The organism is Listeria rocourtiae subsp. hofi, assembly GCF_963575615.1.
Classification (GTDB): domain Bacteria; phylum Bacillota; class Bacilli; order Lactobacillales; family Listeriaceae; genus Listeria_A; species Listeria_A hofi.
In genome coordinates this window covers 38699-51618 of the sequence record NZ_CAUYTL010000024.1, presented here as the reverse complement: position 1 = coordinate 51618, position 12920 = coordinate 38699, and the positions used below count along the sequence as shown (strand labels likewise).

The following is a 12920-nucleotide window of genomic DNA, read 5'->3' as shown; positions in this document are numbered from 1 at the left end:
ACAATACAGAAACCATCTTTTAGCGAGTGCTTAATTCTTTCTTTTTACAAGTGTCCTTGACATGGGTACCACTTTAATTCGCACGATTGAATGGGCCACTTTTTTTATAAATCTGTGTATTTTTTATTGCTTCCTTTACTTCTTGACACAGGGTACTTTACACTGTTTTTGCGCAACTTCTCCTCAATGATTTCCCTAACGTCCAAATCCAAATCCGATGCTAACATCAACGAATATATAAGAACATCAGCAATCTCCTCTTTTACATTTTCCATGTCCCCACTCAAAGCTTCTTCACTTGTTTTCCACTGAAAATTCTCTAGTAATTCTGCAGCTTCTAATGAAATTGAAATAGACAAGTCTTTTGGGTTATGAAATTGTCGCCAATCACGCTCTTCTCTAAAGGCGTTTATTTTTTTTAGTATATCTTCCACTCCTAAGCGCCTCCTTAAAATTAATTACATAGCGACTGTAACTTTTGTTGTAGCTTTGGATCAGCAGCATATATATACAAGCCATGAATCCCCCGCTTCATCAATACGTTAATTGAATTTAAAATAATTTGCTCTCTCACTTCTTCTTTTCGCTCATCAGGAATATCTTTTCTAGTCTTGAATGCTTCTGAATCCTTATAATTAGCTGTGATAATCTCTAACTCATCTTTTTCAAAATTATAGGACACAGAAGGACCTAGGATTAAGCCTACATAATTCAAATCAAAACCTTGAATCGTGTAGATAGAACCCACCTCGTTAATCGTTCCCTTAGCCTCCGCCCATGTTGTTTTATAGTTACGATTCCATGGAAGCTTAAAATTAGGCTCCTCAATAAAGTAATCTTGTTTATCTTTTTTGTGCACATAATCAAATGTCGAAACCAACCTAGATAAGCCATATTTTTTATTTTTTTGTTGAATCTTCTTATACATTTCACCAGCATCTGAAAAAATTTTAAGATCAAAGTAATCTTTTCCTACACTTCTGAGCGATTTTGGTAGCGCTAGAACTTTTTTATTCGTAAACGCGTCCATCCAATTCAAAATATCTTCCTCTGCTCGAATCCTAAATTGATTGGTTAACATAAATACTTCACTGTGTATACCGCGCTTAACATGCTCAATCAAGCTTTCATCCCAATAACTTTTAAATTTCAGCACTTGCTTTCGATCGTAGACAACAATTGTAATCTTACTTCGCTTAATGATTTCTTCTAAATGATTATCTTGATAGAAATTATTATATTTATCCTTTTGGGAAAGCAGTAAATGCGCCTCATCAACAAAAACAATATCCGCAACTGGATTCTGTGAACTTACTTTTCGATTGACAAAACTAGTTGGCTTCATGAAATTCTTTTTCTTTAGATTTGGTAATGCTTCAGAGATTTCCTTATATGTTTTCAGCATTTCTTCATGGTTTACTAACAAATAGTTTTCTGTACCATATAACTTCGACCCTTTGTCTTGTGAAAGGTCTTGAATAGTATTGAAGGTCGAGCTTAAGGCCACGCTTTTTCCGGTACCAGCATCACCTTCAATAAAGAAAATACTAGGTTTATCATCATTGATATGCCTTTTGCAATAATCAATGATATGATGTTTCAAATCCATTTGCTCCGAGGATAGTTCCTTATATGGAGATAATTTAAAAATATCCTTATTCCTCAAATCGTCTAAAGATTCCCGAACGATTTCGTGTGCACGTAGCTCATCCCATATAGAGCTAAAAAAAGTCTGATCATAATACTCTTTATTATAATAATCATGCATTTTATTATCCAGTGTTTGGCTGACATTTTGAAGTTTATATTTTTTCTCTGCAATGAAAAAATTAATCAGATTTGTTTCTATGTTATAAGTTGCAGACTGGTTGAACTTCTCGTTACCAATAAAAAGAGCAGTCTCTAGCATTTTGCGCTTTTTATCAGCTAGGTGTTGTTTCATTCTTCGCTGCATGTTAATTGTTTGTCCAATGTATGCGGATGGCTTTTTTGAATCATTATAAAGAATATAAACAATTGGATAATTATTGAAATATGCCGCATCTATTTCTTGAATCGGCTCTTTTTTGAATTTTTTTATTTGGATTAGTTTTGAAGTCATATCTATTCTCCTATTATTATAAATGTATTCTTATTATACCAAACAAAGAAATATTATCCTCCAATTACCATCTATTTCTGAAAATTTTCTTCTCACACTTTGTAAATTCTCTCACAATAATGCTATAATAACCCCATCACACCAAAAAGGAGTTGACCACTCATCCATGTTTAACAAATACACACCACTAAATCTCTATACCAATTTCGCAGAGGCGGCGGAGCGTTTTCCCAATCAAGTTATCTATTTCGACGAGCCGCTAACTGCCTTTCCTGAACTTCAATTGCGAACTACATACGTGGATTCAAAAAAGGCACTTATCAAAAAAGCTACACAACTTCAAAAAATCGGCGTCAAAAAGGGCGAAAAAGTCATCATTTACAAATCGGCGAAATTCGACACGTATCTTCTAGCTGTTGCTGTATCTTATCTCGGTGCGGTTCCAATCATGATTTCGGCGCATCTCCCAGCTGAGACAATGGACGTCCTCGTTGCACGGCTTGATGATCCTTGGATGATTTTCGATGAGGACACGGTGGCGAAAGCACAAATCCTGAAAAACTTATCTGCTACGAAACTTATTGCGGTTGAGGATATTCTCGCAATGGCTTTCAACCAACTTTGCGAGCAGGATTATCTCACTCCTGATACGATTTCCTATATGACGCATACTTCTGGTACGACAGGAGTTCCAAAACTGATCGCTCATTCCGCTAACTCAATGGGATGGCGCACGAAATGGCAAAAAAATATTTTGAGTCTAATCCGCAAGCGTGGTTTGGTCGCGTTTCATATTTCTCCGGTTCATTCGCGCTTCAATATCGGCATTTCGTCGCTTATGGCTAAAGGTTTTCCTTTGCTTCCTATCGCGAATCCAAGTCGTGCCAACATTACTAGAATGCTCACGGATTATGCGCCGATGGTTTTGGAAACGCATCCGAATCATTTTGTGCAGTGGGCGTCGCTTGCTCGCGAGGAACCTAGCGTTTTTGAAAGTGTGAAGTACTATCATTCCACGTTTGATGCGATTAACAAGGAGACGATGGCGACTTTTTTGCGGTGCTCGACGCATCGCTTGCCGGTGTTTTTGCAGGTTTATGGGCAGAGTGAATGCGGTCCGATGATTATGCGTTTCCATACAAAATCCAGCCTAAAGCGGACGAATGCTCGCGCGATGGGGATTGGTATGCCCCGTTTAACGAAAGCTCGTATTGTGGATCAAGATGGCAAAGTCGTACCAGCCGGCGTTAGTGGAAATATTCAAATGTTCTCTAAGGGGCGCGCGCTAACTTATTATAAAGAAACACCGCGTTTTGAGGAAAATGTATATGGCGCTTGGTGGGACAGTGGTGACTATGGTGTTAAAAGTCGACTCGGAGGCCTTTCCTTGCTGGATCGTCAAGTCGACCTCGTTGATAAAATCGATAGCACGCTTGCGATTGAGGACGCCTTGCTTGATGAGCTAACTTTTCTGGATGAAGTTGTGATTATTCGCGGCAAAAATGGCAGTCCACAACCAATTGTAGCGGTAAACGAGAGTTCAGAAATGAATTGGGATTTGTGGTGGAAAAAAGTCTCTGATTTACCACATCTGAACGAGCCAATTTTGATGAAATACGACGAAATGCCGCGTACAGCAACGATGAAAATTCAGCGTTTAGAGCTAGAACGTTCCCTTCAACATAGCGAAAACTAAATAAAAACTGTAGTCATTGCCCTATTTTTAGAGCGTGACTACAGTCCTTCTTATGATCTGCGTTTATAAATTTGTATTGCTGCAACCCATGCAATAATGAAAATTCCTGCGCACCAAGCGATTGCCGTCCAAACATCGGTCATGTTCACATCACCAACTAAGAGCGAGCGTACACTTTCAATAATCGGTGTCATCGGTTGGTTTTCTGCGAAGGCTCGTACTACATTATTCATCGAAGCAGTCGGTGTGAAGGCCGAACTTACGAATAGCAACATCAACACGAAGTAGCTGAACGTTCCCGCGCCTTCTATTGATTTTGCGAGCAGCCCCGAAATCACCGAAATCCAAGTCATCGCTAATGTGAAAAGTAGCAAAATCAAGATAACTCCGAGCCAGCCAACGAATCCTGCTTCTGGTCGGAATCCAATGAGAAACGCTACTAACACAATAAATAGCGTCGAAATGAGATTGAACACAACAGAAGTCACAACATGGCCCGTTAGAATAGATGATTTTGCAATTGGCATCGAGTGAAAACGATCAATAATCCCTTTTGTCACATCGTTATTCAACCTAACCGCTGTATATGTTGTCCCCAGTGCAATACATAGAAACATGATTCCTGGCACAACATAATTAATGTAATCTTCTGAACCCGTATCAATCGAGCCACCAAAAACATATACGAACATTAACATAATCATTAAAGGCATTGCGATTGTCGTTATAATTGTATCAACACTTCTAAAAGCATGGCGCATATTCCTGCCAACCATCACTTTCATATCACTCCAATTGTTTCCCATCATAACCCTTCCTTTCTATAGTTAATAATGGTCAAGAAGACATCCTCAAGTGTCGGCGATTTCTGAGAAAATTCCAAAACCGGAATATTCGCATTTTCAAGCTCGCCCAAAATAGCCACCATCTGCTTCACCGTACCGTCTATTTTCACAAGAACTGCCTGTATATCCGCTTCATCACTAGGTTCATAAGCTTTCAAAACTTCACTAGCGCGCTCCATATCCGCGACATCCGCAAACCGTAATTCCAAATGACCACTCGGCAACATTTTCTTAAGTTCCGCAACCGTGCCATCCGCAACAATTTTTCCTTCATTCAAAATCGCAATCTGATCGGCTAATTGCTCGGCTTCTTCCAAATATTGCGTCGTCAAAAATACCGTTGTTCCGCCATCTGCAAGCTCTCGAATAATTTTCCACATCGCCATTCTACTTTGTGGATCAAGTCCCGTCGTTGGCTCATCTAGAAAAATAACCGCCGGATTCCCAATTAAGCTCATCGCCAAATCCAACCGGCGTCTCATCCCACCCGAATAAGTAGACAGCGCCCGATCCGTCGCATCCATCAAGCCAAATCGTTCCAGCAACTCATCCGCAATCCCATTTGCATCCGAAAGATGTCGCAATTTCGCAATTAATCGCAAGTTCTCACGCCCGGTCAAAATATCATCCACCGCCGCAGATTGACCAGTTAGACTGATCGCCGCACGCACGTCATTTCCCTGCGTTGCCACATCCGCACCACAAATCTGCGCATCACCACCATCAGGCTTCAAAAGTGTCGCTAAAATCCGAATTGTGGTCGTTTTCCCCGCACCATTGGAACCCAACAATGCGAAAATGGAACCTTTTTGTACAGAAAAACTGATTTTCTTCAACACATCAACATTTTTATAAGATTTCTCTAAATTAGAGACAGAAATCACGTTTTCAACCATCATGATACACTCCTTTATACTAGAATAATTCCGCTAAGATCTGCTTTCCTATTCTTTTTCAAGCTTTCATACGTTGCCAAGTCCATCTGCGCACCCGTAAAATCTGCACGCTTCACATAACTACCTTTAAAAGATACATTTTCAAAAATCGCATCGCGGAAAGTTGCATCCACCAACCCCGTACTTCTGAAAATCGTACCTCTAAACACTTCGCCATCAAAGTTTGATTTTGACAGATCCGAATAACTAAAATCCGTTTGATCAAATATTGCATTGGCAAAATTCGTCTTGCTTAACGCTGACTGTTTCAATTCAGCAAACGTCAAATCTGCACCTTCAAATGATGCATTCGTAAGCTCTGAGGCATTGAACTTCGAATTCGCCAAGTTAGCATAACTAAAATCTGCGCCTTTTAATGTTGCGGTTGAAACATTCACACCTTGCATAGAAGCACCTTTAAAGCTCGGTAGTCCATCACCTTTTTTAGCGTATGTTCCTTTTAGAGAGCCATTATGAAATTCCGCACTTTCAAAAGATGCTCCCGTTAAATTCACATAATCAAACTTCGTATCGATAAACACCCGGTGATCAAAATTAACACCCGCTAAATTAGAATGCTTAAAATTCATACTTCGGAATTCGCCATCATCAAAATAACTATTTCGTAAATCCGAATTACTGAAATTAAAGCCTTCCAGCACTTTTCGTCTAATTGTTCCATCATTATTAGCAGCACGTTGCTTCGCTTCTTCAATTTCTTGCCAAGCTGGGTTATCCTCCAATGACATTTTCCGCTTCACACCAATGCTTTCAATAACTTCTGAAATATCACCAAGCGAATGAATCGTCAACTCGTAAGCTTCTTCTTCTTCATATCCTTGCTCTTCCAACTCGCCATACTTCTCCTGCAAATCATGCACGAGTTCTTCTTTTAACTCGCTAATCTCAGTCGTATCTTCATATGCGCTGAACTGCCCATCGATATATCCTATTAACTTCTCATTCATTTTTGCTAACCTCTTTCCTCATAATAATTGCTCGAGAATTCGTTTTGCTGATTCCCATTGCCGTTTATTTTCTGCGTATAGTTCCTCGCCTTTTTCAGTTAGTGTATAATATTTTCGCCTTCCGCCCTTGGTAGCATCATCACCCCAATAAGAAGAAATGTACTCATCCTTCTCCAAACGCTTCAAACTAGAATACATCGTAGCTTCCTTCAGTTCATATTCCCCATCCGAATTAAGATGAATCAATTTCAAAATGTCATATCCATATTTATCTCCGCTCATCAATAACTTCAAAATAATCGTATCAGTATGCCCTCTTAGTAGGTCCGAGGAAAGTTTCTTATCAGCCATGTGATCGCCTCCTTGAGTATAATATACACCATATTACTATGACAGTCAAGGTAATAGACTCGACACATTACCTTTAAACATCAAAAAACGTACATCAATCAAGATATACGCTCAAAAATGATATGCTATTAATTTGTAACTTCTAAACCAAAATAGTAGGTGACATAGTACCCTATCTCAAGTCCTACGCCATAAAACTCCTTCAGGATATACATATATTTTCCTGGTTTAGACGGTACTTGAAATTGCCACACACCCGATTCCAACTCTTTCAACGAAATTTCTGTGACATCTTCACCAGATTCAGGAATCATTGTCAGCACCATATCGCTCAAATACGCCGATTCCATGATTCCTAATTTCACTTTCTTTTGCACCGCGATTTGGATTTTTTCGGGGTGCTTTACTTGAACAATTGTTTGATAGTTCAAAAAGTCTTGCGGCGCGGGGTGTTCCGCAGAGGCCACCAAACCATTCCATTTAAAGTCTGTTCGCGACGGTTTTCTTTTCGTACTTGGCGAGGATTTCAATGTGATTTTTGGTGTTGTTTGTTCTATTTGTCCCTCGATATCTGTATAAAGGCCACACCCAGAAAGGATTAACAAGCCTAAAATCAGGAATGCAATTTTTTTCATTTACTATATCCTCATCTTCTTTTTGTAATACGTCTCTGCTCGCTTGCTTCTCTCAGCATTTATGAAATGCAGCTTATCGACACCGGCTCTCCACAAAATCATTTTCCTAGCTTCTCAAAAACCTGTTCTAACAGCTCAGCAGGAATTTCCGCGATTGCATCTCCTACCGACAGCTCAAATCCACACGCATTTCCAGGTTTCGGATGTAAGTAGCTAGTACACCCAATATTCGTCTCCGCATGAATTTTTGCCAAAATCGGTTCGACTGCTTCTGCTGGTTTCTCGAAATGTACATGAAACATATTGGAAACAGGTACTTCTGGAACCGTCTTTACGCCATCACACGCATTAAATCGACATGCTAAATCCTTCGCCGCTTCATGATACTGCTCCATTTTACCGATACGTTTGTCAAAATAAAAATCTGCCGACACAATATACGGATACAGACTAATCAAATCCCCGCCATAGCGCCGTTTCCAAATCTTTGCCACTTCCGTAAAATCAGCATCTCCAGCCAGAATAGCCCCCGCGATACCGCCAAGCCCTTTATAAAAAGAAACATATACACTATCAAAAAGCGCACAAATCTCTTTTTCCGACTTCTGATAGTACGGCGTGATTTCCCACAACCGCGCGCCATCAAGGTGTAGCCTAATCCCATTACTGCGGCAATAAATCGAAATCTCCTCTAGCTCAGCAAAAGACGGCAACTGTCCACCAATTTCGCGTTGTGGCAATTCAAGCAAAATACAAGAAACAGTCTCGCTAAGATTACGAATATCATCCAGCGTCGGCAATCGATCCGCCGTTCCAAGTAATAACGGCTCCATCGATTGTAATTCCTTCAAAGCATCCTGTTCATGAATTTCGAGATGTGACAGCGGATGATACGCAATCTTATTGTTGCCTTTTTCGTCCGCCCAGATCCGCAATGCAGCTTGCTGCGCCATCGTTCCACTCGGAAAAAACACAGCCGTCTCCTTACCTAAAAATGCGGCAATTTTTTCTTGAAACTTCTCGATAACCGGGCCAGTTCCATAAATATCACTTTCCAAATCAGCATCAACCGATTCAAAAGCCGCTTGCAAAACACCAGCATTACGCGGGCCATGTTGCGAAAGTTTATACGCTGTTTTTTGGAACGAATCCTTCAATATATTGCTTTTCGTCATCTTAATCTCCCCTTATTTCTATGTTTTATTTGATCTATAGCAAAAACCACTATTGGCAAGTAGTTAAAAAAGAAACTAATCCGCTGGCAAAAACCAATTTTGTCTAAAATCGGCAAATCATTAACCGCCGGAACTCGCGCTAGGCCGTAAATACCGGCAGATATAAGACTAATGATGAAAAGCACCATATATGTCTTTATATGCGTACCCCGTTCTTGTTTCCGGTAAAGTAAAATCAAGAATAGCGGAAACAGTAAAAAGCCCATATAACCAAGCCCCGATCCAATATTATGAACCCAAGTTGAAAACGTCCAAGTCGCCTGCTCCGTATCAATACTGAATAATCCTGTGAAAATACAATCCCCAATTCCGTATAAACCAATCGCGGAAGTTAGCAAAATCGCCAACGTACGCGAAGTTTTAGCAAAAGTTTGGTATATCGCCGGTACCGCTAAAACAAAAAACACACCAGACACCACAGACCACACTAAAAACGCACCACGAACAGGGCTCTCTACATCCCCAAACACACTCATCACCATCGTCATTTGGTTCAAATCCGGATAGAAGATGCCAAGAATGTAAGATGTCAAAAAATCACTTAACACGCCTAATAACAGAAAATAAAATCCATATCTTTTAAAAAAATCCATTTTTGAGCCTCCTGCGGTAAATATCGAAGCTTTGCTAAGTTTACCATATGTGATTTGGCCGTAGTATTATTTTATCCGTGCTATTTTGGCTAACTAGTAACCTACTCATTATACAACAAAAGCTGTTTAAACAGATAGCATCATGTAGTATAGGTATTGCCTCTTTTCTATGTTCCTTTGGATTTGGTGATACATTTAGTTTTCTTCCAAATCTGTGAAGCGATGCAATTTTTGATGTTGAAATAGCAAAGAATAGAGCGAGCTTTCCGTGTCTCCATCTGAAATGACGACCATTTTCCACGCTTCATACCGACACGTTCGGACAAAGAGCAGGTCTGGTAGCTTTTTCTCAGGAATATGTTGGCTATATTTTTTGTCCAATGCTTGACGATGTAACAACTGCATCCGTTCTTGTATCTATTCTTCTGGAATAGTGCCTACTCCCTCCGACCACAATGTTTCTTGAGAGCGTTCTTTCGTAAAAATCCACATAGTTTTCTCCTTTCTGCATAAAAATAGAGCCAATGCCTGTGTGAGACATTGACTCTTGAATATAATATTTATTTATAATACTATTTGTTTCACTTTATTATCTTCTATTTATATTGAGAAACTCTTCGAATGTATTTGTTACAAAATAGGTCTCTGGATCTAATTCCCCAGATTCTTCGTGGTTCCACACACACACTACAGGCTTCTCTCTATTCTCTCTGAAATCCAAACACAGAAAATCTCCAGCAAACAAAACAGCAATGGGAAGAATATCCGCACCAATTAGCTCCTCATTACCGGTCAACCTATCTTCCAACTGTGTCAGTGTCACATCTATATCATATATTCCAAATTCATTGTCCCTAGGCATATCTAGTAAACATAAAAATCTGTCAATAATGTATGCATGATTATTGCAAACAAACGCTCCATCTACTGGAATGCCACCGTTATTCTCTTTTAAAAATTCAACAAAATCAATCGGTAAACTTACTCTCCAAAATCCTTCTTTTGGTAATGGAGAAACTAGTGTATCTTTTTGAATCAACATTTTATTAGTTTCTCCCTGCATATTTCATTTATTCAATTGCCCCAGCTAATGCTGAAATTAATAGGATATGCTCTTTTAGCTTCACCATTTGCAAGTTTTCAACTTTTTCTGAACCACCTAGGGCTAAAATTGGAACATAGCCAAAGCACTCATCATAGCTGGGAGTTCCTAGTTTTTTTACAGCTTCTTGATACGGATTCCACATAAGATCTGCTATCCGAAATTCCTCGTCCGCAGTATCTTCAAAAAAGAATTCAAATGAGAAGAAAATAGTTTTCACTATACCATATCGATAATTAAGCAATCGTACATAGCCATCCGACCATATTATTAAGTCACCCATGCCAGTTGTGAACAGGACGATACCATCTGTATACCGTTCGCTTGTGCTCTCTAAGATATCTTTATATTCTGCTGGATTTACTGATTTAAAATAGCCTCCCATAAAAATACCAAATCCATACTTCGTCCAAAAGTTAATCATTTCTTCTGGTAGCTTAGCACGATACTCTTCCAAAATATCATCAGAAACTCTTTCAACCAATTTAAAATCTTCTAACACGCTCATGCCCTACCTCCTAATGTTTTAAGCTAACATTTAAATAAATGTCCTTCCACTGTTCTTTTGGTACTTGACTTATCATCTGGTTTATTTGCTCATCAACAATATCTATTCGATACCTCCACTGGCCTCCAATTGATGAATTAATACGTCTATCTCCAAGCCCTCCTATATTCAAAGGATTTCCACCGGCAATTTGGTCTGGATTATGCAATGCGGCTTGTGTATCCATCCATGACTTAGCTTGTTTCCTAGCCTCTGTAAGCGATATGCCACTTTTTCTTAATTCATTAACTTTTTGAGTAAAGTTTTCTTCTCGGGCAGCCTTCTGGGCCACATTACCTTCCAAAGCTCTACCTTTCGCCAAATACATCTCCCGATTCGCTAAATACTCACTAACCGTCAACTCGTTCATTCCTTTTTCTTGGTCTGCTAGTTGTCTCGCAAATTCTGCGGGGTCATGATTTGGGTTACGGCTGAATGTCACTTCAATTTTATCTAATTTCATGAACTTGGCTATTTTCGTGGCTTTACTCGCATTCTCCGCTTGTTTTATCTCGCCAACGCCTTCAAACAAGAACTTAAATTCATCCGTTCTCGTCGACGCTTTGATAGCTTTCTCCGCTTTTCCTAACTTCCCAAACGGAATGAAATTCAATGCTGTGAATGCTGCTGCCTCATTTTGCTCAAAGGGACTCAACTTCTCTTGGGTTATTGGTTCAAGTCCAGTTTTCCAACGGTAGATATCGAAAATAGGGGCGACCATATCGATTAAGAAAATCGCATTTTTCATCCCTGCCAACACATGCGCTTGTTGCCATTTCGCATTGTCATAAGTCGCTTGCCCATCTAGCTTCCCGTCTTTCGTGACAAACCCCGCCACATTGCCTTCTGGTATCACGGGTAGTGGACCATTTTCTGCCGCTTTGATAAGTCTTGCAGTCTCATTATCTTTTGCTAATTTCGCTATCGCTTCTTCTCGCGCCGTCCATTGTTTCTGCAACGCCGAACGCCACGCCATATTCAAGCCCATCATATTAAAAGTTCCAGTTTTGGGTTGGAAAGCTTTATCAGTCTCAGTTTCCGCCAGCCCTCGAACAATATTCGCCGTCAAATCCATCGCACGATCAAACGAAGTCGCCGTCTCCGCATCAAATCGATACAAAGCCTCTAACTTCTCCTGCAATTTCCGCTTCAAATCCACAAAGATTGGCGTGATTAGCGCCATGCCAACCACATTATTGCTCAACTTTTCGATATCTTGAATCTGCCCATCCAATTGTCGAATCTGATTCCGAATTTCATCCTCAATCACATCCGTCGTCGCCACATCCGCTTGGAACTTTTGTGGAAACACTTGATTTTTCCGTATCAATTCCTCACACAAACAAATCATGCCCTGCGCCAATGGTCGATACGTTGCCGCAAAATACTGTTTCGCGCTGTCATACGTTTTCCCCTGCAATTCTCTGTCAAAAGCGAATTCATTCACCGCACGCATCAAGCCTTCCATTGCCTCTATCATATCATGATACGACGCCACCATGCTCTCCGATTGCGCTTCGATTTCACCTAGAAAAACATTCAAACTCATGCCTGCTCACCGCCTAATTCTACTTTTCGACGAGCCGCATAATAATCCGATTCCTTGTCAATCAGCGTACGTTTTTCACGTTCCATTCTCATTTGTTCTTCCTCCATGCCATCCACCACATGAAAATGTTGCCGCTGGTATTCATGTCGTTGCGTATCCAAAAATACTGCCATTTCTCTGTCACGATGCCACGTGCTACCAAGCTCATGAAACAACCGATTGTTCCGATTATGTACAAAATCCACTTCATCCAACAACTGCTTCTGCCTGCGAATCTCCCGTTCCTTCGCATACTGGTCATCTGCGACATTCCGCAACCGCTGATTCCAACGATCTATTTCTCTATCTTTATCATGCATCTGC

Annotated in this window: 15 protein-coding genes; 1 reads left to right on the top strand and 14 read right to left on the bottom strand. The window is 40.1% G+C overall.

All coding sequences use genetic code 11. From position 1 onward, the window contains the following. Nucleotides 1-104: 104 nt before the first annotated feature. Both R8925_RS10860 and R8925_RS10855 read right to left on the bottom strand, forming a co-directional pair. Nucleotides 105-434, bottom strand: a complete 330-nt coding sequence (locus tag R8925_RS10860) for a nucleotide pyrophosphohydrolase (protein WP_430535886.1) — start codon at nt 432-434, stop codon at nt 105-107. A gap of 20 nt (nt 435-454) precedes the next feature. Continuing rightward, nucleotides 455-2101: a DUF2075 domain-containing protein gene (locus R8925_RS10855; RefSeq protein WP_430535885.1), complete on the bottom strand. Its 1647-nt coding sequence runs from the start codon at nt 2099-2101 to the stop codon at nt 455-457. 166 nt (nt 2102-2267) lie between these two features. Between R8925_RS10855 and R8925_RS10850 the strand changes: the two genes are divergently transcribed. Beyond that, on the top strand, nt 2268-3797 hold the full coding sequence (locus R8925_RS10850) for an AMP-binding protein (protein ID WP_430535884.1): 1530 nt from the start codon (nt 2268-2270) through the stop codon (nt 3795-3797). Nucleotides 3798-3847: 50 nt separating this feature from the next. On the opposite strand, the gene R8925_RS10845 is transcribed toward R8925_RS10850, so the two are convergent. The 12 genes from R8925_RS10845 to R8925_RS10790 all read right to left on the bottom strand — a co-directional run bounded on the left by R8925_RS10845 (nt 3848) and on the right by R8925_RS10790 (nt 12916). Next, on the bottom strand, nt 3848-4603 hold the full coding sequence (locus tag R8925_RS10845) for an ABC transporter permease (protein WP_430535883.1): 756 nt from the start codon (nt 4601-4603) through the stop codon (nt 3848-3850). After that, nucleotides 4603-5538 (bottom strand): ABC transporter ATP-binding protein, encoded by a 936-nt coding sequence (locus R8925_RS10840; protein ID WP_430535887.1) that lies wholly within the window; start codon nt 5536-5538, stop codon nt 4603-4605. The genes R8925_RS10845 and R8925_RS10840 overlap by 1 nt, the downstream gene beginning before the upstream one ends. Nucleotides 5539-5552: 14 nt before the next feature. Then, on the bottom strand, nt 5553-6545 hold the full coding sequence (locus R8925_RS10835) for a pentapeptide repeat-containing protein (protein ID WP_430535882.1): 993 nt from the start codon (nt 6543-6545) through the stop codon (nt 5553-5555). An 18-nt stretch (nt 6546-6563) separates the two neighbouring features. After that, nucleotides 6564-6896 carry a PadR family transcriptional regulator gene (locus R8925_RS10830; RefSeq protein ID WP_036073405.1) on the bottom strand — a complete coding sequence of 111 codons (333 nt, stop codon included), beginning with the start codon at nt 6894-6896 and terminating at the stop codon, nt 6564-6566. Nucleotides 6897-7024: 128 nt separating this feature from the next. Beyond that, nucleotides 7025-7531 carry a hypothetical protein gene (locus R8925_RS10825; protein WP_430535881.1) on the bottom strand — a complete coding sequence of 169 codons (507 nt, stop codon included), beginning with the start codon at nt 7529-7531 and terminating at the stop codon, nt 7025-7027. 98 nt (nt 7532-7629) lie between these two features. After that, complete coding sequence (locus R8925_RS10820) at nt 7630-8706, bottom strand: threonine aldolase family protein (RefSeq protein ID WP_430535880.1); 1077 nt, start codon at nt 8704-8706, stop codon at nt 7630-7632. Then, nucleotides 8703-9359, bottom strand: a complete 657-nt coding sequence (locus R8925_RS10815) for a DUF998 domain-containing protein (protein ID WP_430535879.1) — start codon at nt 9357-9359, stop codon at nt 8703-8705. Before R8925_RS10815 ends, R8925_RS10820 begins: the two co-directional genes overlap by 4 nt. 195 nt (nt 9360-9554) lie before the next feature. Beyond that, nucleotides 9555-9758 carry a hypothetical protein gene (locus R8925_RS10810; protein WP_430535878.1) on the bottom strand — a complete coding sequence of 68 codons (204 nt, stop codon included), beginning with the start codon at nt 9756-9758 and terminating at the stop codon, nt 9555-9557. Nucleotides 9759-9948: 190 nt separating this feature from the next. Next, the gene (locus tag R8925_RS10805; protein WP_430535877.1) at nt 9949-10401 is read right to left on the bottom strand and encodes an SMI1/KNR4 family protein; all 453 of its coding nucleotides are present in this window, start codon (nt 10399-10401) and stop codon (nt 9949-9951) included. 28 nt (nt 10402-10429) lie between these two features. Continuing rightward, a complete protein-coding gene (locus tag R8925_RS10800; protein ID WP_430535876.1) occupies nt 10430-10969 on the bottom strand; it encodes a T6SS immunity protein Tdi1 domain-containing protein in 540 nt (179 codons plus the stop codon). A gap of 10 nt (nt 10970-10979) precedes the next feature. Further along, a complete protein-coding gene (locus R8925_RS10795) occupies nt 10980-12557 on the bottom strand; it encodes a polymorphic toxin type 15 domain-containing protein (protein WP_430535875.1) in 1578 nt (525 codons plus the stop codon). Next, on the bottom strand, nt 12554-12916 hold the full coding sequence (locus tag R8925_RS10790) for a DUF3958 family protein (protein ID WP_430535874.1): 363 nt from the start codon (nt 12914-12916) through the stop codon (nt 12554-12556). Before R8925_RS10790 ends, R8925_RS10795 begins: the two co-directional genes overlap by 4 nt. Nucleotides 12917-12920: the final 4 nt, after the last annotated feature.

What these genes read in the sequence shown, in the direction of transcription:
- R8925_RS10820 (WP_430535880.1), bottom strand. Translation starts at nt 8,706, where the DNA reads ATGACGAAAAGCAATATATTGAAGGATTCGTTCCAAAAAACAGCGTAT.
- R8925_RS10815 (WP_430535879.1), bottom strand. Translation starts at nt 9,359, where the DNA reads ATGGATTTTTTTAAAAGATATGGATTTTATTTTCTGTTATTAGGCGTG.
- R8925_RS10845 (WP_430535883.1), bottom strand. Translation starts at nt 4,603, where the DNA reads ATGGGAAACAATTGGAGTGATATGAAAGTGATGGTTGGCAGGAATATG.
- R8925_RS10855 (WP_430535885.1), bottom strand. Translation starts at nt 2,101, where the DNA reads ATGACTTCAAAACTAATCCAAATAAAAAAATTCAAAAAAGAGCCGATT.
- R8925_RS10800 (WP_430535876.1), bottom strand. Translation starts at nt 10,969, where the DNA reads ATGAGCGTGTTAGAAGATTTTAAATTGGTTGAAAGAGTTTCTGATGAT.
- R8925_RS10805 (WP_430535877.1), bottom strand. Translation starts at nt 10,401, where the DNA reads ATGTTGATTCAAAAAGATACACTAGTTTCTCCATTACCAAAAGAAGGA.
- R8925_RS10840 (WP_430535887.1), bottom strand. Translation starts at nt 5,538, where the DNA reads ATGGTTGAAAACGTGATTTCTGTCTCTAATTTAGAGAAATCTTATAAA.
- R8925_RS10825 (WP_430535881.1), bottom strand. Translation starts at nt 7,531, where the DNA reads ATGAAAAAAATTGCATTCCTGATTTTAGGCTTGTTAATCCTTTCTGGG.
- R8925_RS10850 (WP_430535884.1), top strand. Translation starts at nt 2,268, where the DNA reads ATGTTTAACAAATACACACCACTAAATCTCTATACCAATTTCGCAGAG.
- R8925_RS10830 (WP_036073405.1), bottom strand. Translation starts at nt 6,896, where the DNA reads ATGGCTGATAAGAAACTTTCCTCGGACCTACTAAGAGGGCATACTGAT.
- R8925_RS10835 (WP_430535882.1), bottom strand. Translation starts at nt 6,545, where the DNA reads ATGAATGAGAAGTTAATAGGATATATCGATGGGCAGTTCAGCGCATAT.
- R8925_RS10790 (WP_430535874.1), bottom strand. Translation starts at nt 12,916, where the DNA reads ATGCATGATAAAGATAGAGAAATAGATCGTTGGAATCAGCGGTTGCGG.
- R8925_RS10795 (WP_430535875.1), bottom strand. Translation starts at nt 12,557, where the DNA reads ATGAGTTTGAATGTTTTTCTAGGTGAAATCGAAGCGCAATCGGAGAGC.